Here is a 17,729-nt window from a genome sequence, read left to right as displayed (position 1 = left end):
TCGGGGTCGCCATTCGGCCCGCGTGTCGTGTGGGCGGCGCTCGCGAATAGGGTTCTGTAAAACGTTTTTCCTGTTCAGTGGTAGTGGTATTCGCTTTGTCGGGGCATTGTGGGCGACCGGATGCCCGGGGGATTATTGCACTCGATGAATGTATCGACGGTCTTTCCCCGCGGGCTCCGAAACGGTGCGCTTCGAGCGGACGGCCGTCCTCATCGGGGCGCGTCCGGCGGTTCCCCGACTCGGTGGGCGCTCGTGCCCCGAGACCGCCCCCGGAGCGCGCACGGCCCCCGCCCCACCCGCCGCGAACCGCGATCCGGCCCCGGGCGCGATGCGGGGACGCACGACACCGGCCGGCCGGACCGTACCCCCGGGGCCGATCCGGGAGGCGCGCCGCCGCTGTACGCTGGCCCCGTGCCCGGCCTCCTCCGCTCCCTGTGGGACGAGCCCCGCCCGCCCCACCCGCCGCGGCGGACACGGTGGGACGCGGCGCTCGTGATCGTGCTCGTCGCCCTCGCGGTGCTCGAAGGAGTGCTGCGCCCCGACCTCCCCTGGCGGTGGCTGTCGGTCGTGCTCGTCATCGGGATGACCCCCACCCTGCCGTGGCGTCGTACCCGACCGCTGCCGATGCTCGCGCTCGCCTTCGGCCTCTCCGGACTCGCCACGGCGGCGCTGGGCGGCGAGATCGTCGCGCTGTACACGATGGTCGCCTTCCTGCTCCTGCCGTACGCGCTCTTCCGCTGGGGGGCGGGACGGGAGATCGTGATCGGTTCGGCGATCCTGCTCGCCAACGCCGCGGTCACGGCCGTCTTCGACGACGCCGGCGCGGACGACGCGGTGGGCGGGTTCGCGGTGCTGTTCTCGGTCTGCGCCGTGGGCGCCGCCCTGCGGTACCGGGCCGGAGCCAGGGCCCGCGAGCTCGACCGGGTCAGGCTGCTCGAACGCGAGCGGATCGCACGCGACCTGCACGACACCGTCGCCCACCACGTCTCGGCGATGGCGATCCGCGCCCAGGCCGGCCTGGCGCTGGCGGGATCACGTCCCGGTGCCGCGGTGGACGCGCTGGAGGTGATCGAGTCCGAGGCCTCGCGCGCCCTCGCCGAGATGCGCGCGATGGTCCGCGTCCTGCGCCGGAACGCCCCCGCGGACCTGGCACCCCACCCGCGCGTCGACGACCTCCACCGGCTCGCCGGAACCGCCCGGACCGGCCCGCCCGTCGAGGTGGAGATCGCCGAGAACCTCGACGACCTCCCGCCGTCGGTCGCGGCGGCCCTCTACCGCCTCGCCCAGGAGGCGGTCACCAACGCCCGCCGGCACGCCCGCGACGCGACCCGTGTCCACGTCCGCGTCACCGCCGACGACACGTCGGTGCGCCTGCGCGTCAGCGACGACGGCGACACCGGCCCCCGGAGGACCACGGCCGTTCCGGGCTACGGGATCACCGGCATGATCGAGCGGGCCGACCTGCTGGGCGGCACCTGCGAGGCCGCCCCGGATCCGGACCGGGGCTGGACCGTGACCGCCGTACTGCCCCGGTCGGGGGTGGCGACATGAGCATCCGGGTGATCGTCGCCGACGACCAGGAGATCGTCCGCACCGGCCTGGCGATGATCCTCGACGCCCAGCCGGACATCGACGTCGTCGGCCGGGCCGCCGACGGGCGCGAGGCCGTCGCTCTGGCGCGGCGCCTGCGCCCGGACGTGTGCCTCTTCGACATCCGGATGCCCGGCACCGACGGCATCGAGGCCACGCGCTCCCTCGCCGGACCGGACGTCGTCGACCCCCTCGCGGTCGTCGTCATCACCGTGTTCGACCTGGACGAGTACGTCTACGCCGCCCTCAAGGCGGGCGCCCGCGGCTTCCTGCTCAAGGACGCCGGAGCCGAGCTGCTCGCCCAGGCCGTACGGGCGGCCGCCGCCGGCGACGCGCTCATCGCCCCGAGCGTCACCGCCCGGCTGCTCCACGCGTTCGCCGACCACGGGTCCGCCGAACCTCCGGTCCGGCCCGTCGAGCCGCTCACGGACCGGGAGGAACAGATCCTGGCGGCCGTGGCCCGCGGGCGGACCAACCGCGAGATCGCCGACGAGAGCCACATCGCGCTCAGCACGGTCAAGACCCACATCGCCAGCCTGATGGCCAAACTCGGCGCCCGCAACCGCGTCGAGGTCGCCGTGTGGGCCTACGAGACCGGTCGGGTCGGGAGGGGCGCCCGGCGCGCGGGGCCGCCCCGCCCCTGAGCGTCCCGGACGGGACCGGAACGGCCCACGGGTCCCGTGACCGGGGCGGCCCACGGGTCCCGTGACCGGAGCGGCCCCGCCATCGGGGCCCGGCCCGAAGCACGACCGCGCCCTCCTCCTTTCGGTCGATCCGGTTCCGGCCCGATTCCCGATGTCCCGCCCGGTCCCCGGACGCCACGATCGAGTCACGGAGGCGGCCACGGTGTCGCCGCCGCGACAGCGAAAGGACCCGCCGTGACCTCCTCCACTCGACGCGAGTGGCCCGTACCCGCCCTGCTGATCCTGCTCAGCGTCGTTCCCGTGATCGCCGGTGCCGCGCGCCTGAGCGAGGTGGCCGTCGGCGCGCCGGTCACCCCGGACAACGCCCGGTTCTTCGCCGACCCGGTCCCCGTGGTGCTGCACATCGCCGCCGCGGTCCCGTACTGCGTCCTGGGCACCCTCCAGTTCGTCCCCGGCCTGCGCCGTCGGCGGTGGCACCGCGTCACCGGGCGACTGCTGGTCCCGCTCGGCCTCATCGCGGCCCTCACCGGACTGTGGATGACCCTCTTCTACGCCCTTCCCGCGATCGATGTCGGGCTGCTCACCGCCATTCGGCTGGTGTTCGGCGCGGCCATGGCCATCGCGATCGTCCTCGGCTTCCTCGCCATCCGGCGCCGCGACGTCGCCGCGCACCGCGCCTGGATGATCCGCGGCTACGCGATCGCTCAGGGCGCGGGCACCCAGGTGTTCACCCACCTGCCCTGGATGCTGTTCCTCGGCCCACCCGACGAACTCACCCGGGCCCTGCTGATGGCCGCCGGTTGGGTGATCAACGTCGCCGTGGCCGAGTGGGTCATCCGCAGGAGCACGGCCGCGCCCCGACGCCCCGCCCCCGCCCTGAAGGGGGCGAGCGTCGACCGCGCGTGAGGAACGTCCCCTTCGGAGGGCGCGGCCGAGGCGGGCCCCGGCCGGGCGTGCGTCCTGATCCGCCGGTGGCGGGGCCGCGGCGGATGACCGGGGCCCGCCCTCACGCGGCCCGCGCGGAGCGGCGCCCGGCGCGCACCGATCCGGTGCGGGCCGCTCACACGCCCCGGTCCGCCGTCGGCTCCTGCGCGGATCCCGAGGGGGTCAGGGCCGGCCCGGTCCGCCGTGTGCGCAGCCACACCACGACCGTGACCGCGATGAGGAGCGCGCAGGGGACGAGCATGACCGCCGACCCGACGCCCGCCGACCGGTCGAACCCGGCGGCCAGGTCGGAGCGCATGACGATGGTGAGGAGGAACGCGATCGTGTTGTTCACCGCGTGGATCACGACCGCGATCTCCAGGCCTCCGGTCCGCCACGTCAAGAGGGCCATGGTGACGCCGAACGTGAAGTAGTAGAGGTTGAGCCACGGGTCGAGCGCGAAGTGGATCACCGTGAACAGCAGACTCGAAACGACGACGCCGAGGACGAGCGCCGTGCGCGGCCCGCGCCCCCAGCTCGCGGCGACCCGGAAGGCGAGCCCGCGCAGCCCGTACTCCTCGCCCGCCGACTGCAAGGGCACCAGCACGAGGGTGACGAGGAACATCCCGAGCAGGTCGGCGAGCGGCCAGGGCACCTCTTCGACGGGGGACAGGAGGGAGAAGACGGTCAGGTAGAGCGCCCAGACGGGGCCGATGACCAGAAGGGTCCGGCCGAACACCGCCGGCCGGAAGAGCGACCGAACGGAGTGCAGCGAAGCGCCCCTCACCCCGTACAGCCACCGCTGGACGAGCATGCTCCAGGGAATGAGCAGCGCGAGCGCGCCCAGGTTCGCGGCCTGGTACACGGGCGTCAGCACGTCACCGCCCAACAGCGGACCGGTCCTGCCGAGCAGGGTGTCGACGAGGGCGCCGAGGGCGTTCAGGACGATGACGAAGAGGAGCAGTCCTCCCAGCAGGAGCGCGAGCGCGGCGATGCCCCGCCAGACCCGTCGCTCCTCCCCGGCCAGGACACGGTGGTAGGGCACACCCCGAGGGACCGGCCGCGGACCGCGGCGGCGCGGGGGAGGCGCGACCGGCGTGCGGGTGGGCGCCTCCACCGTCCCGGGTTCCGAGGCCGTCGGGAACGGTCCCACGTCCGGTGGGGAGGAGGACGTCGGAGAGGGGCTGTCGTCGTCGCGGTTCATTCCCTCACGGTAGAAGCGGCGCGTGGTCGTGCGGGAGTGTCGGGTGACACGGCTTTCCTCCGCGATCCGCACGGGTCTCCGATGACAGAAGTCATACCTCGTGACCCCGGAACGGCTCGACCCCACGGCCGGCGCGACTCCACGGGGCCGACGGGGCGAGGCCCCCACCGGCCCCGGGCCGGGCCGATCAGGCCGTTTCCTCGGAATCCGTGCCACCCGGGGTGGGGCGGCCGAGCGCGCGGGTGCCGCGCTGGGCGCCCCCGCCCGCACGGCTGCGCACCAGGATGGGCAGGGCTCCGACCGCGGCGGACACGACGAGTGCGCCGACCCCTACGACCGTCGGCCGCCAGGGCCAGACGCCTCCCTCCGGCCCGCCCGCCTCGACCGGGTATTCGGCGAACTTCGCCGTGACACGGGCGGTGGCGCGGTCGGTGTGCGCGGCCAGGTCCCGCAGGACCGGGTCGAAGGCGGACTCCCCGGCCGCGGGCCGCACCGTTTCGGGCCGCAGCCCCCGCTCGGCCGCCCAGGAGAGGAGCGGTTCCCGGTCCCCCGCGTCCTGATCGCCCCCGGGGATCACCAGTCGGCTCAGACGCGGCACCTCCCCGTCCACGGGGCGGGCGACCAGCCTGAGACCGTGTCGGGTGGTGATGACCGGCTCCGCGGCGACCGCGACCGTTCGGGTGGCGAACGCCGTCGCCGAGTAGACCTCGAACGCGGCCGACGCCTCGGTCTCGCCGACGCCCTGGACGAGCCCGATGCCGTAGACCGGTCGCAGCCACGGGAAGGCGGCGTTCAGCCCGTAGGGGAGGTCGGCCGGTCGAAGACGGTGCGCGGGGATCCCGGTCGGTCCGCCGACCGACCAGCCCGGGTAGGCCGAGTCCGCGCCGATCCGTTCGGCCTCGTCCGCACCCGCGATCCGCTCGACCAGTCGCAGTGCGCCGACGATGCCCGAGGTCACCCCGGCGGTGGTCACGATGTCCCCGTCGTCGACGTAGCGTTGTCCGCTCGTCCACTCGACCCGGGGGTGATCGCGCTCCAACGCCCCCAGCCCGGCCCAGAACGCGGTGGCCCGCCGTCCGTCCAGCAGACCCGCCGCGGCCAGGACGCGAGAGCCGTCGCAGATGCCGAGCAGCAGGGCGCCTCGGCTGTGCTGGGCGGCGATCCACTCGCGCAACGGACGTTCCGCGTCCCCGGTCGGGGCGACCACGGCGGGAACCACGACCACGTCCGGAGCGGGCGCCGCGCCGCTCGCCACCTCGTCGAAGGTGTGGTCGGGCAGCAGCCCCACGCCACCGGAGAGCGGTACGGGGCCCGGGTCCGCGGAGACGGTGTAGACGAAGAACTCCGTGGAACGGGCGAAGACCTCATAGGGAGGCAGGACGTCGGCGTTGACGGATCCGGTGGCCCCGACGGCGACGGCGACCACGGTCCGTCCCTCGGCGGGTGCCGCCCGTGGGACCGGTGGCCCGCTCTCGACGGGGTGCGGGGCGTCGACGTAGCTCTGCCCCATGGTCACGGTCACCCCTCCGAGGCAGAGGCCCGCGAACACGGTGAGTGAGAGGGCGCATCCGAACAGGACGCGGACGAGGACGCGCGGAACCGAGGACATGGCGGCAACTCCGAGAGTGGGGTGGGGACGGCGGATCGGTCAGGGCGCGCTTCGGCGCAGCTCCGAGGGAGGGAACCCGTGGCGGGTCCGGAACAGGCGCCGGAAATGGCGGGGGTCGCGGAAGCCGCAGCGGGCGGCCACCGTCTCGATGGTCAGGTCGGTCTCGCGCAGCAGGGCCCCGGCGTACTCCAGGCGCAGCCGCTGTCTGTACTCCATCGGGGTGATGCCGGTGGCCGCGGTGAAGGCGCGGCTCAGGCCGCGCGGTGACAGGTTCACCGTGGCGGCGAGGTCGGCGAGGGTCTCCTGGGAATCCGGGTGCCGCGCCAGGTGATCCTGCACCCGGTGGACGGCGGGGTCGAGGTGGTCGCGGTGCCGCAGGAACGGGCTCACCTGGCCACTGGAGCCGTCCCTGCGCAGGTAGATGACGAGTTGCCGCGCTACGGCACAGGCCAGTTCCGGGCCGTGTTCGCGCTCGACGAGGGACAGCGCCAGATCCGTTCCCGCCGCCACTCCGGCGCTGGTGCTCACGAGCCCGTCGTGGACGTAGAGCACCGCCTCCCGTACCCGGGCGCGGGGATAGCGCTCGCGCATCGGATCGATCAGGGACCAATGGGTGGTGCAGCGGCGCCCGTCCAGCAACCCGGCCTCTCCCAGGGCCGCCGCGCCCGTGCACACCGAGGCGATCCGCGCCCGCGCGCGATGGGCGGTCCTCAGCCACTCCGCCACCCCCTCGGACACCAGGGGCTCGGTGCTCCGGGGGCCCAGGCTCGGCCCCGGGACGAGGACCAGGTCGCCCGCGCCGACCGGGGGCGGCGGGACGAGTCCGGCCAACCGCAGCCCCTGCGCCGAGGAGACCTGGGCGGATTCGGCCGCGTACTCGATCCGGTAGGGCGCGCCCAGGTGGGCGGCGGTGTCGAACACCTGTACCGGACCCGCCAGGTCGAGGAGGTTGACGTGGGGGAGTACCAGTACCACGATGCGCCCCGTTCCCGTGTTCTCCCTGTCCATGGCGCCCAATCTACGCATGAGCGGGCCGTTCGATAAGGGCGCGGGACGCCATGGAGCGGACGGATCAGGCACACATGCCCGGCACACGGATCCGCTCTCGGCCGCACGGTGGGGAAGACTCCGCTCCCGAGTTCCCCGCCCAGGTGTGATGGGGCCCGGCATGTGCCGGAATCGCCTCCCGTGCCCATAGGGGATTCCAGGGAAATCGGGGCGGAACACGTCGCGGTGGCCGGTCACGGTGGAGAATTCGTCACCACCGGTGTCAGAAACGCCTGGTCTACCACAAAGTGTGATCGGAGTATGGGACGCCTTTCTGGTCTCGGGAGTCCGTGCCTTCTTTTGCGTCCGGAGCGGATCGGTTCATTTCGGGCTATCTGCGCTATCGGAGGGTTCGAATGCTCCCTGGCCGCAGTTTCGCGGCAATATTTTTCATCTCGGAGATTCGCTGCGGGAATCTCCGAGCTCCTGTGTACAGTCTCTTCCTGTGGAGAGGGCTTCGGGCCCCACCTGGGGGCTCGGGTCTGTTCAGGCGATATCGAAATATTGATCATGAACGACCAGGAAATGAGTCTCCACGTGTGCCCCATTTCCGGTCGAACGCCCAATTCAGGGAGACGGTGTCTCAGATGCAAGCTACCTCCGCCCGTGCCTACCGGTCGTCGCCTCTGGCGGCGTCCGCATTCGCCCTCCTGCTGGTCCTCGCCATGCTGGGTCTCACGCCGACCGGCGCGCACGCACAGCCGGCGACGGTGCAGCTCGGTACCGCGGACAGCTTCGCCGTCCTGGCCGGCCAGACGGTCACCAACACCGGCCCCACCGTCATCACGGGGGACCTGGGGGTGCACCCGAACGACGCGGTGACCGGCTTCCCCCCGGGTGCCGTCAACGGAGCGGTGCACCTCGGCGATGCCGTCGCTCTCCAGGCCCAGTCCGACCTGACCACCGCGTACAACGACGCCGCCGGGCGTCCTGAGACCGCCAGTGTCTCCGGTGACCTCGTGGGGCAGACCTTCCTTCCCGGCGTCTACGAGGCCAGTTCGTCGCTCGGACTGACCGGGACGGTGACGCTCAACGCCCAGGGGGATCCCGACGCGGTCTTCATCTTCCAGGTCGGCTCCACGCTCATCACCGGATCGGCCAGTGAGGTCGAACTGATCAACGGTGCTCAGGCGTGCAACGTCTTCTGGCAGGTCGGGAGCTCGGCGACGCTGGGGACGAACTCCACTTTCGTGGGCAACATCCTGGCCCTGACATCGATCACCGCGAACTCGGGCGCCACGGTCGACGGCCGTCTGCTGGCCCGCAACGGTGCGGTGACCCTCGACAACAACGTGATCCAGCGGGCCGACTGCGACGACAACGGTAACGGTAACGGGGACAACGGCAACGGGGACAACGGCAACGGCGACAACGGCAACGGGAACGGTAACGGCGGCAACGGCAACGGGGACAACGGTAACGGGGACAACGGTAACGGTAACGGTAACGGCAACGGCAACGGCAACGGGGACAACGGCAACGGTAACGGCGGCAACGGCAACGGGAACGGGAACGGTAACGGCGGCAACGGCAACGGCAACGGCAACGGCAACGGGAACGGTAACGGCGGCAACGGGAACGGCGACAACGGGTACGGATACGGATACTGAAGTGACGCCCCTGACCGGGAACGTGGGACGCGGGTTCGCGCTCTGCCAGGGTTCGAAACGAGAACGTTCTCTGTTTCACGAGTGAGCCCGATCGGTCCTGAACCGGCCGCTTCATCCTGGGGGTGAGGCGGCCGGCCCACGTTCGTCCCGACTCGCCCGGCGCATCGCGACGCCGATCCAGGGGCGCGCGAGACCACGTGGCCAGGTGGCGTCCTCAGGCGGTGGGCCGATCAGGCGGGGCGCTCAGCGGGACGGACGGGCGGCAATGGAGCGGACGGTCCGAGCGCCCACGCCCGGCACATGGACCCGCTCCCGGCAGACGGGACCGTCGACGCGGTCAGCCCTTGAGGCCGGTGGAGGCCACACTGCGCACGAACCAGCGCTGGAAGACGAGGAACACGAGGAGCATGGGCAGGACCATCATCACCCCGAAAGCCATGATGTCCCCCCAGGCGAAAGGGGGTTGTCCCTGGTAGACGCTGATGGCCAGGGGAAGCGGGCGCACGGACGGATCGCTGACCATGAGCACCGGCCACAGGAACATGCCCCATTGCGTGAGGAAGGACAGGATGGCGACGGTCGCGAAGACGGGTTTGCTCATGGGGACGATGATCCGCACGAAGATCCTCCACGGTCCGGCGCCGTCCAGACGCCCGGCCTCCTCGATCTCCTTCGGGAGCTTCAGGAAGAAGGAGTAGAAGAGGAAGATGGAGAAGGCGTTGGCGATCAGCGGAACGGACTGCACCGCCATGGTGTTGCGGAAATCGTTGAGCAGGTAGAACAAGGGCACCGCGATGGCCTCGAAGGGGAGTACGAGCAGCGCCAGGACCAGGATGAGGACGGCGTCGCGTCCCCGCCAGCGGAGCCGCGCCAGGGCGTAGGCGGCCATGGAGTTCACCACCAGGCCACCCAGGACGACGACGCCGGTGACGATCACCGACGTGCCGAAGAAGTTCAGGAAGAACCCGGTGCTCGGATCGTCGAACGTGGCGAACACATCGGCGTAGTTGTCCAGGGACAGGTCCCTGGGGACGAAGCCGGACAGACCGTCGAGGACCTGGTCGTCGGGTTTGAGGCTGCCGATGAACATGTACAGGATCGGCGAGGCGAAGAGCAGCGTCACCGTGCCCATCAAGAGGTGGTCGAGTCCGCTCCGCACGAGCGGACGGAGCCGGCGCCCCGGTCCGGGGTGCGAGACCCGCGTCCGTCCGGACACGGTCGGCCGGTCGGCGAGCACGGTCATGAGATCTCCCGTTCCTGGGTGACGAGTCGGCGCTGGAGCAGGGTGAGGCAGAGGACGACGACGAAGAGCACGACCGTCATGGCCGCGGCGCGGCCGACGTTGCTCTCCGCGAAGGCGGTGGTCACCGCCAGGTGCATCACCGTGCTGGTGGCTCCGTCCGGGCCTCCGCGGGTCAGGATGTACACCTGGTCGAACAGGCGGAACGACAGGATGGTGGTGACCAGGGCGACGAAGACGAGGGTGTTGCGCAGCCCCGGCAGGGTGACCGCACGGAACCTCTGCCAGCGTCCCGCCCCGTCGACCTCGGCCGCCTCGTAGAGCTGTCCGGGGATCCCTTGGAGCCCGGCGAGGATGATGACCATCTGGAGGCCGACCCCCTGCCACAGGGACAGCAGCATGATCGACGGCATGGCGGTGCTCGCCTCTCCGAGCCAGTCGTGCGGGGAGAACAGACCGAAGGTCGCGAGCCCGAGCACGGAGTTGAGCATGCCGTCCGGACCGGGATCGAAGATGAGCCGCCAGACCGTCGCGATCAGGGCCATCGGGAAGACGACCGGCATGAAGAAGAACGTCCGGAACACCGGCATGCCGCGCAGTGGACGGTTGAGCAGGAGCGCGAGGCCCAGGGCCGCGGTGACCTGGACGGGCACGATGACCGCGGCGAACAGGACGTTGTTGCCCAGCGCCCGGTAGAAGTCGCCGCTGAACTCCGATGAGACGAGGATGCGCCGGTACTGCTCCAGGGCGAAGAACTCGGGTGGTCGGAAGGAGTCGAGCCGCACGTTGAACAGTGACAGCCCGATGGCCATCGCGAAGGGCAACGCCACGAACAGCACCAGCCCGGCGATGGCGGGCAGGGCCATCAGCGGCCCCGCCCATTCCTCACGTCGTGCCTTCGGGCGTGTTCTGGGAGAACCCGGCGGAGGGGGAGCGGTCATGGAGGATCCTTGGAATCGCGGGATTTTCGGGGGACCGTCTCTGGTGGAGGTCGGGTGCCGCACCGGAACCGCGCCCGTCGACGGGCGCGGTTCCGGGCGGACGGCGCGGCGCGGAACCCGGACGTTCGGGTCCGGGGCGGCTACGGGATGGTGAAGGAGTCGTTGTCGGCGAAGTCGGTGTCGATCGCGCGGACCGCCCCGTCGAGCGCCCCGGAGACGTCGCCCCCGTCCCAGATGGTGGCGAAGGCCTCGGCGAACTGGCGGGTGATGACCGGGTAGCCGGCGGTCACCGGCCGGGGCACGGACACGCAGTCGGCGGTGATCGCTCCCCTTCCACAGGTCGCCGCCAACTGGTCGGCGAACAGTTCGAGATCTCCGCCCGGCCCGTACAGGTCGCTGGCCTCGGTGGCGGTGACGGTGCCGGGAGGCGCACCGTTGGCCGCCGTCAGTGCGGCGACCTGCTCGTCCGTCATCAGGAAGTCGATGAACGCTCCGGCGGCGGAACCGTTGCCGGAGGCGCTGGAGACGCCCCAGGCCCAGGAGCCCTGGCCGGTCTTGACGCCGTTGCCGAAGTCGGGGAGGGGGAGCACGACGAGGTCCTCACCCAGGGCCTCGACGTAGTTGGGGTACTCCCAGTGCCCCACGAGGGACAGCGCGACGTCCCCGGAGACGAAGGCGTTGTCGTCGGTGTTGGCGTCGGTGTAGGCGGCCCATTCCTGGACCAGGCTCAGCGCCTCGACGGCGGCGGGGGTGTTGAGGGCGCCGTCGGCGCTGTCATCCTCGATCAGCGAGCCGCCCGCCGACCAGACCACGGGGGAGAAGGCGTAGGTCGTCCACTCGCTACCGGATCCGAAACCGTAGTTCTGCTTGACGTCCAGGACACGGCCGTCCTCGTCCTCGACGGCCAGGTCCGCCAGCGCGGCGGTGAACTCCTCCGCCGTCCAGGCGTCCTCGATCCCTTCGGGGTAGGAGATCCCGGCCTCGTCCAAGAGGGCCGCGTTGCCGTAGACACCGAGCCCGGAGTCGAACACGCCCAGGCCGTAGAGGGACCCGTCGAGCGTGCCCTGGGCGAGGATCGAGTCGGTGGCGTTGGCGCGGGTCTCCTCTGACACGAAGTCGTCGATCGGCGAGAGCTTGCCGTTGTAGACCAGGCTGGCCATGGTGGGGCCGTCGAACTCGATCACGTCGGGCAGTTCGTCGGGGCTCGACGTGGTGAGGGTGGTCGTGTAGTCGGCCTCGGGGATGAGCGTGAGCTCCACCGTGATGTCGGGGTTGAGGTCGCCGAAGGCGTCCACGGCGTTCTGGAGGGCGACGACCTCCCGGTCCTGTCCCTGGTGGGCCCAGATCGTGAGAGTGCCCTCGCCGTCACCCGCCCCTGCGGTCCCTCCGCCGGCGCCGCATCCGGTGAGGAGGAGGAGCGGGGCCGCCAGTGCGGCTGCGGCGCGCAGGGCGCCCTGTGGTTCGGTTCGCTTGGATCGCACGGTCGTCTCCTTCGACGGGCACCCGACATGTCGGCCGCGTTCGACGGCGGTGCCGTCCGGGGGTCGCGTGCTGGACAGGCGGTGCCCTGTGAGCTGTGCCACCCAACGCTAGCCACGCGAAACAGGAATGCAATCGCTTACATTGACTCGTTGCCATTCCGTTACAACATGTCCACGGAGTGAGTGCGAGTGGACACGAAGCGACAATAAGAACTCTTTGAGCTGCTGCTTTGTGTTGACGCGCCGGGGTCTCTTGTGCGATTGGTAGCATGTAAGCGATTGCAGAAAATCTTCTCTCTCGCGAAGCCTCCACGCTCAGTGGCAGGACCACGCGGCCCCTACGCCGATCACCGAGAGGACCGAGCGACCATGCGTTACGCACCCCCGGGGGCCTGCCTCAACGACTTCGCGGTCGTCGAAGGACCGCCCTACGTCCTCCTGCACCTCCAGGCCCCCTGGACCGAGCGCCCCGCCGTCAGTCTGCTGGAGACCTCTTACGGGCGGGCGGCCTCCCACGACCTGGTCCGCTGGGAACCGCTCGCCCCGGCCTTCGGCGTGGGCCCGCCCGGGGGGTTCGACGACACCGCCGTGTGGACGATGCACCCGCTGCGCCACGGGGCCGGTTGGACGATGGCCTACACGGGAGTGCACGATGACGGGCACGAACGGCAGGCCGTGGGCCTGGCGCGGACCCGAAGCGACGACGCCTCGGGATGGCGGCGCGTTCCCGGGGTGGTCGTAGGTCCGGACGAACGGTGGTACCGGACCGGTGAGCAGGAGGCCTGGCGGGATCCGTGGATCGTCGAGCCGGAGGGCGGGCTGTTCGGGTCCCGCTACGCCATGCTCGTGTGCGCGCGGACCGCGCACGGCCCCGTCGAACACTCCGGCTGCGTGGGGCTGGCGGTCTCCGACGACCTGCACCGGTGGACCGTGCGGCCTCCCCTGCTCGTCCCCGGGGACGTCGACGAGTTGGAGTGCCCGGTCCTCGAACGCGTCCCGGGAGGATGGCTGCTGTTCGGCTCCATCGGCTCCTCCCACCACATCGAGGTGTGGCGGGCCGACCGGCTGGACGGGGAGTGGGAACGGCTCGGGCCGCTCACCCCGCCCGGCCCCTACGCCCCTCGTCTCGTGGACGGTCCCGGGGGCGAGCGGCTCCTGCTGCACACCGTCCAGCGCCGGACCCGCCTGGACGACGACGGCGCACCGTGCCGGGGCATGCTCGCCCAGCCCAAGGTCCTGGAGATCGCCCCGGACGGCCGTCCCCGGCTCGGCTGGTGGCGGGGGGCCGAGACGTACCTGCGCCCCCCGTCCGGCCCCGGCGCCCCGGTGTGGAACGCGGTCGTGGACGTCGCCGTGGACGGCGGGCCCGCGAGGGTCGTGCTCCGGGGCGAGGAGTCGGGGTTCACCGTGGACGTGACGCCCGGCGGACTGCGGGTGCGGTGCGGAGCGGCCGGCCCCGTGCGGGAGACCGCGTTGGAACGCCCCGTACGGAACCTGCGCGCACTGCTGTTCGGCGAGTACCTGGAGCTGTACGCCGACGGCGTCTTCGTGGCCTGTGCCGTATCCTACGAGCGCACGCCGGGCGTCTGCCGGGCCCGCACCGTCGACCACCGCTCCCTCCCCGTGACCGTGCGGCAGGTGGAGGACCCCTACCGGGACCGCGACGACGTGTCGGTCGCGTTGCGCGCCGACGAGTCCGCCGGAGACCCGCCGTGACGGTCGCGCGTCCCGCTCGGCGCGACGCGGTCCCGGGCCGCGTGGGCGCGGGGGGTTCCGCTCGGCTCACGGCGCCGGCCAGCGCCGGTCGGCGCTGATCGAGAGGAAGAGCAGTGGGAGCGAGTCTTTCGGATGTGGCGAACCGGGCCGGTGTCTCCACGGCGACGGTGTCGCGTGCCCTTCGCGGCCTGCCCAGCGTGGCGGAGGGCACGCGCCTGCGCATCGTGCGCATCGCGCGCGAACTGGACTACACCATCACACCGAGCGCCTCCCGGCTGGCGAGCGGGCGCACCCACACCATCGGTGTGGTGGCGCCCTACGTGAACCGGTGGTTCTTCGGGCAGGTCATCTTCGGCGTCGAGGAGGTCCTCCGGGCGAGGGGCTTCGACCTCCTGCTGTACAACCTCGCCGACGCGACCAGTCGGGACCGCTTCTTCGACGCGATGCCGCTGCGGCGCCGGGTGGACGCCGTGGCCGTGCTGAGCATGCCGCTCACGGAGGAACAGGTGGCCGCCCTGTCCGGACTGGACGTGCCTCTGGGGCTGGTGGGCACGATGGCGGACGGCTTCGCGTGCGTGCGCATCGACGACGTGGCGGGGGCCACCGGCGCCGTGCGACACCTGACCATGCTGGGTCACCGCGACATCGCGCACATCAGCGGAGGCGGACCGGTGACGCACAGTTTCACCACTCCGCGCGACCGCGCCCGCGCCTACCGCGACGTCCTGGCCGAGGCGGGCATCGGATACCGCCCCGAGCTGGAGGCCGTCGGGGACTACACGGTGGCGGGCGGTGAGCGCGCCATGAGCGCCCTTCTCAGCGGTGCCACGCGCCCCACCGCCGTCTTCGCGCAGTCGGACGAGATGGCCTTCGGGGCACTGCGGGCCATCCGCCACAGCGGTCTGCGCGTGCCCGAGGACATCTCGGTGGTCGGTTTCGACAACCACGAACTCGCCGACGTCCTCGAACTGACGACCGTCGAGCAGCCCGTGGCCGAGCAGGGGAACCTCATCGCCCGGATCCTGCTCGATCTCCTCGAATCCGGGGGGGACCCACCGCCGACCACGGTGCTGCCCACCCGGTTGGTGGTCCGCGGCAGCACCCGTCCCGTTCGGACGGGGTGACCGCTCCGAAGCCCGGCGGGGGCGACCGCACGGTCACGGTGGGGCGGAGTGGGACACCGGCACGGGTCGGGACCGGGCCGTCGTGACACCCCCGGCGCCGGCCCGCCGACGCGGGCCGGCGCCGAAGGCCGTCGGGCCGGGAGCCGGTGCGCCCGCTCAGAGGCGGTCGACCAGGAGCCGTCCGTCGGTGGCGCTCCGGCCGGCCACGCCGCTGCCGTAGTTGGCCTCGACCCGTGCGCGCTCGGAGGCGTTCGGGTGGCGGTTGACGCAGTTCACGCCGCCGGTGGAGCCCGACATCAGCGACGAGCACGGGCCGGGCTTGACGTCGGGCAGGCCCAGGCTGTGACCGAGTTCGTGCGCGGCGATGCGCACCGCGTCGTAGCCCGCGGCGGTGCCCTCGCGGCCCATCCAGACGGTGACCTGCCCGCCCGGCCGCACCGGGCCCAGGTGGGCGCGCGGCCAGCCGTTGTCGGCGATGACGCGGATCTCGGCGCGTCGGCCGGCGGGGGCCGGCTCCAGTCGGACGTTGGTGACGCTGGAGTTCCATATCCGCACGGCCGAGGAGACGGCGGAGGTGTACTCCGCGGCCTGACGGGCGTCGTAGTACAGAACGGTCTGGCGCAGCGGCTGGGACCGCTCCGCGGGTTCCGCGGTGGCCGGTGCGGCGCCCGCCAGCGTCAGTGCCAGCGCGCTCAGCGCGATCAGGAGGTGGGTGAGGAAGCGTCTCAGCATGGGGTCTCCCCGGGGGTGAGGGTGCTGATGTTTTTTGTGACCCTGTGGGGTCGGCATGATGCTATGTGTAGTGATGTATCACCACAAGGTGTGCAGAGCGCCCGATTGCGACGCCACGCACCGGCCGACACCGACCCGCCCCCGCGCCGCGATGACCGACGCCATCCTCACCGAAGCCGGTACATGCCACCACCTCCATCACACCCGGCACGGAACACTCCGAGGGAACTTCTCGAACCGATGCCCTCGATCGGGCTCCGGGAAGGGGCACACCGGCGTGCTCACCGGCGCGGACGGTCCCTGCCCGCCCCCTCCGGATAGACGTGGTCCACAGGGAGGTCATCGCCGATACGGGCGAGGGCCATCACCCGGATGGTGCGCTGTGGGGCGCCCTCCCACACGGGGTCGGCGGCGCACAGGGCCGGTACGTCGAGGATCCCTTCCTCCCGGAGGACGAGAGGCGGTACGTCGGCCGTCAGATCCGGTGTCATGGTGAACCACACGCACTCCACATCGGCCGGAGCGAGCCGGTTGCGCTCCATGACCCGTCGGACGAGGCGCGCGGTCGCGTCCCGGATGGCCGGACGGGTGTCATCGGAGACCCCTACGGCCCCGCGGATGGCTCGGAGCATCGACACGCTGGTTCGCCGCTTTCTCGACGTCGTCGTCCGCGGATCCCCGGGGCCGGACGCGGAGGGTGCGACCTCACGGCCGGGTCGGGTCGCGGTCGCGTCCCGGCCGCGTGATCAGGCGGTCCCGCCCTCGATCAGCTGGAAACGCACCTCGGTGCGATCCCGTCCGGTCTCCGTCTCGTCCAGGTGGAAGAGGAGCGTTCGGATGGTCTCCTCGGTGACCGCGGAAGTGTCGTACTCCATCGTCGTGAGCGGGGGAGTGGTGAGGCGGGACAACGGTGTGTGGTCCATGCCGATCAGTGCCAGGTCCCGGGGCACCCGCCATTTCCGCAGGGACGCCGCGTGCAGCAGCGCGGTCGCGACGTCGTCGTTGTAGCAGCCGACGGCGAAGCCCGGTTCGCCGAGTTCGTCCAGTGCGGCGGACGCGTCCTCGGCGGTGATCCCGAGCGCGAGGGTCCGGGGCCCGTCGACGCCGTGGGCGTGGCATTCGGCGACGAACGCGCGTTCGCGGGGGCCGCCGAAGGGGTCGGCGCGCGCGTCGCGCAGATGGGCGTAGGCGAGGCGTCGGTAGCCGCGTTCGATCAGGTGGCGGGCCTGGAGGGTGCCGATCTCGGCGTTGGCGTCCGGGCGCGACGTCCTTCCCGGGTCGATCGCCTTGACGCCTCGGCGCTCAAGGAGCCGTGCGTCCTCGTCGGAGAACGGGGTGAGCGACAGGATCGCCCGGGGTTTCATGCCGATGAGGAGGCGGTCCAGCGCCGTCGAGGTGTGGGTCGCCAGGCGCAGCACCAGGATGAGCCCGCGCCGTGACAACTCGTCGGTGAGGGCGCCGTAGATGTCCTGGAGGTTCCCCCCGAAGGTGGTGTCGGGGATGAGCGCGATGACGATGTCGCTCGATCCCTTGGCCAGGGTGCGTCCGGCGGCGGACGGTTCGTAGCCGAGTTCGGCGACCGCCCGGTGCACCCGCTCCCGGGTCCGGGCCGAGAAGTGCTCACCGCGGCCGTTCAGGATCTGGCTGACGGTGGACCGTGAGACGCCGACCCGGTCGGCGACATCCTGACTGGTTGCGATCATCGAGCCTTCGTGCCTCCTGTCTGCCGCCCCACTCTAGCGCGGACTGTCGCGTGTCGACTCGGCGTGACCATCTATTCACGCGCGTCACCGTGGATGTAATCAACTATTGACGCGCGTCAACTTGCACGTAACCAACTATTGACGCGCGTCACCTACGCCTGATT

The 17,729-nt window shown here is 71.5% G+C and carries 15 protein-coding genes; 6 read left to right on the top strand and 9 right to left on the bottom strand.

The window, feature by feature from the left end; translation table 11 throughout:
• The first annotated feature begins 411 nt into the window (after positions 1 to 411).
• The 3 genes from PWG71_RS11210 (at position 412) to PWG71_RS11200 (ending at position 3,140) form a co-directional block, all read left to right on the top strand.
• A complete protein-coding gene (locus PWG71_RS11210) occupies positions 412 to 1,551 on the top strand; it encodes a sensor histidine kinase (protein WP_274809610.1) in 1,140 nt (379 codons plus the stop codon).
• Entirely contained in the window at positions 1,548 to 2,234 is a 687-nt protein-coding gene (locus PWG71_RS11205; RefSeq protein WP_274809609.1) for a response regulator, read from the top strand. The genes PWG71_RS11210 and PWG71_RS11205 overlap by 4 nt, the downstream gene beginning before the upstream one ends.
• 234 nt (positions 2,235 to 2,468) lie before the next feature.
• A complete protein-coding gene (locus PWG71_RS11200; RefSeq protein WP_274809608.1) occupies positions 2,469 to 3,140 on the top strand; it encodes a DUF2306 domain-containing protein in 672 nt (223 codons plus the stop codon).
• A gap of 154 nt (positions 3,141 to 3,294) precedes the next feature.
• Here PWG71_RS11200 and PWG71_RS11195 read toward each other — a convergent pair whose 3' ends face one another.
• The 3 genes from PWG71_RS11195 to PWG71_RS11185 form a co-directional block, all read right to left on the bottom strand.
• Positions 3,295 to 4,362 (bottom strand): CPBP family intramembrane glutamic endopeptidase, encoded by a 1,068-nt coding sequence (locus PWG71_RS11195; RefSeq protein ID WP_446725008.1) that lies wholly within the window; start codon positions 4,360 to 4,362, stop codon positions 3,295 to 3,297.
• Positions 4,363 to 4,549: 187 nt separating this feature from the next.
• Positions 4,550 to 5,971 carry a DJ-1/PfpI family protein gene (locus PWG71_RS11190; protein ID WP_274809606.1) on the bottom strand — a complete coding sequence of 474 codons (1,422 nt, stop codon included), beginning with the start codon at positions 5,969 to 5,971 and terminating at the stop codon, positions 4,550 to 4,552.
• 39 nt (positions 5,972 to 6,010) lie between these two features.
• Complete coding sequence (locus PWG71_RS11185; RefSeq protein WP_274809605.1) at positions 6,011 to 6,979, bottom strand: GlxA family transcriptional regulator; 969 nt, start codon at positions 6,977 to 6,979, stop codon at positions 6,011 to 6,013.
• 626 nt (positions 6,980 to 7,605) lie between these two features.
• On the opposite strand from PWG71_RS11185, the gene PWG71_RS11180 reads away from it, so the two are divergent.
• Positions 7,606 to 8,628 (top strand): ice-binding family protein, encoded by a 1,023-nt coding sequence (locus tag PWG71_RS11180; protein WP_274809604.1) that lies wholly within the window; start codon positions 7,606 to 7,608, stop codon positions 8,626 to 8,628.
• Positions 8,629 to 8,965: 337 nt separating this feature from the next.
• Here PWG71_RS11180 and PWG71_RS11175 read toward each other — a convergent pair whose 3' ends face one another.
• The 3 genes from PWG71_RS11175 to PWG71_RS11165 form a co-directional block, all read right to left on the bottom strand.
• Complete coding sequence (locus PWG71_RS11175; RefSeq protein WP_274809603.1) at positions 8,966 to 9,871, bottom strand: carbohydrate ABC transporter permease; 906 nt, start codon at positions 9,869 to 9,871, stop codon at positions 8,966 to 8,968.
• Positions 9,868 to 10,809, bottom strand: coding sequence for a carbohydrate ABC transporter permease (locus PWG71_RS11170; protein ID WP_274809602.1), 942 nt, complete (start codon positions 10,807 to 10,809; stop codon positions 9,868 to 9,870). Before PWG71_RS11170 ends, PWG71_RS11175 begins: the two co-directional genes overlap by 4 nt.
• Positions 10,810 to 10,949: 140 nt before the next feature.
• The gene (locus tag PWG71_RS11165; RefSeq protein WP_274809601.1) at positions 10,950 to 12,290 is read right to left on the bottom strand and encodes an ABC transporter substrate-binding protein; all 1,341 of its coding nucleotides are present in this window, start codon (positions 12,288 to 12,290) and stop codon (positions 10,950 to 10,952) included.
• A gap of 369 nt (positions 12,291 to 12,659) precedes the next feature.
• On the opposite strand from PWG71_RS11165, the gene PWG71_RS11160 reads away from it, so the two are divergent.
• Complete coding sequence (locus PWG71_RS11160) at positions 12,660 to 14,006, top strand: hypothetical protein (protein ID WP_274809600.1); 1,347 nt, start codon at positions 12,660 to 12,662, stop codon at positions 14,004 to 14,006.
• Positions 14,007 to 14,140: 134 nt separating this feature from the next.
• Positions 14,141 to 15,130 carry a LacI family DNA-binding transcriptional regulator gene (locus tag PWG71_RS11155; protein WP_274809599.1) on the top strand — a complete coding sequence of 330 codons (990 nt, stop codon included), beginning with the start codon at positions 14,141 to 14,143 and terminating at the stop codon, positions 15,128 to 15,130.
• 156 nt (positions 15,131 to 15,286) lie between these two features.
• Here PWG71_RS11155 and PWG71_RS11150 read toward each other — a convergent pair whose 3' ends face one another.
• From PWG71_RS11150 to PWG71_RS11140, 3 genes are all read right to left on the bottom strand, one after another.
• Positions 15,287 to 15,862: a snapalysin family zinc-dependent metalloprotease gene (locus PWG71_RS11150; protein ID WP_274809598.1), complete on the bottom strand. Its 576-nt coding sequence runs from the start codon at positions 15,860 to 15,862 to the stop codon at positions 15,287 to 15,289.
• A 281-nt stretch (positions 15,863 to 16,143) separates the two neighbouring features.
• Complete coding sequence (locus PWG71_RS11145; RefSeq protein WP_274809597.1) at positions 16,144 to 16,494, bottom strand: chorismate mutase; 351 nt, start codon at positions 16,492 to 16,494, stop codon at positions 16,144 to 16,146.
• 114 nt (positions 16,495 to 16,608) lie between these two features.
• Complete coding sequence (locus tag PWG71_RS11140) at positions 16,609 to 17,565, bottom strand: LacI family DNA-binding transcriptional regulator (RefSeq protein WP_274809596.1); 957 nt, start codon at positions 17,563 to 17,565, stop codon at positions 16,609 to 16,611.
• Between the last annotated feature and the right edge of the window lie 164 nt (positions 17,566 to 17,729).

It is taken from the genome of Nocardiopsis sp. N85 (assembly GCF_028882275.1).
Taxonomy (GTDB): domain Bacteria; phylum Actinomycetota; class Actinomycetes; order Streptosporangiales; family Streptosporangiaceae; genus Nocardiopsis; species Nocardiopsis lambiniae.
The sequence above is the reverse complement of the archived record's forward strand: the minus strand, read 5'-3'. Positions and strand labels throughout refer to the sequence as shown.

Coding starts and splice junctions, on each gene's coding strand:
- PWG71_RS11205 (WP_274809609.1), top strand. CDS start 1,548: ATGAGCATCCGGGTGATCGTCGCCGACGACCAGGAGATCGTCCGCACC.
- PWG71_RS11195 (WP_446725008.1), bottom strand. CDS start 4,362: ATGAACCGCGACGACGACAGCCCCTCTCCGACGTCCTCCTCCCCACCG.
- PWG71_RS11190 (WP_274809606.1), bottom strand. CDS start 5,971: ATGTCCTCGGTTCCGCGCGTCCTCGTCCGCGTCCTGTTCGGATGCGCC.
- PWG71_RS11185 (WP_274809605.1), bottom strand. CDS start 6,979: ATGGACAGGGAGAACACGGGAACGGGGCGCATCGTGGTACTGGTACTC.
- PWG71_RS11180 (WP_274809604.1), top strand. CDS start 7,606: ATGCAAGCTACCTCCGCCCGTGCCTACCGGTCGTCGCCTCTGGCGGCG.
- PWG71_RS11175 (WP_274809603.1), bottom strand. CDS start 9,871: ATGACCGTGCTCGCCGACCGGCCGACCGTGTCCGGACGGACGCGGGTC.
- PWG71_RS11170 (WP_274809602.1), bottom strand. CDS start 10,809: ATGACCGCTCCCCCTCCGCCGGGTTCTCCCAGAACACGCCCGAAGGCA.
- PWG71_RS11160 (WP_274809600.1), top strand. CDS start 12,660: ATGCGTTACGCACCCCCGGGGGCCTGCCTCAACGACTTCGCGGTCGTC.
- PWG71_RS11150 (WP_274809598.1), bottom strand. CDS start 15,862: ATGCTGAGACGCTTCCTCACCCACCTCCTGATCGCGCTGAGCGCGCTG.
- PWG71_RS11145 (WP_274809597.1), bottom strand. CDS start 16,494: ATGCTCCGAGCCATCCGCGGGGCCGTAGGGGTCTCCGATGACACCCGT.
- PWG71_RS11140 (WP_274809596.1), bottom strand. CDS start 17,565: ATGATCGCAACCAGTCAGGATGTCGCCGACCGGGTCGGCGTCTCACGG.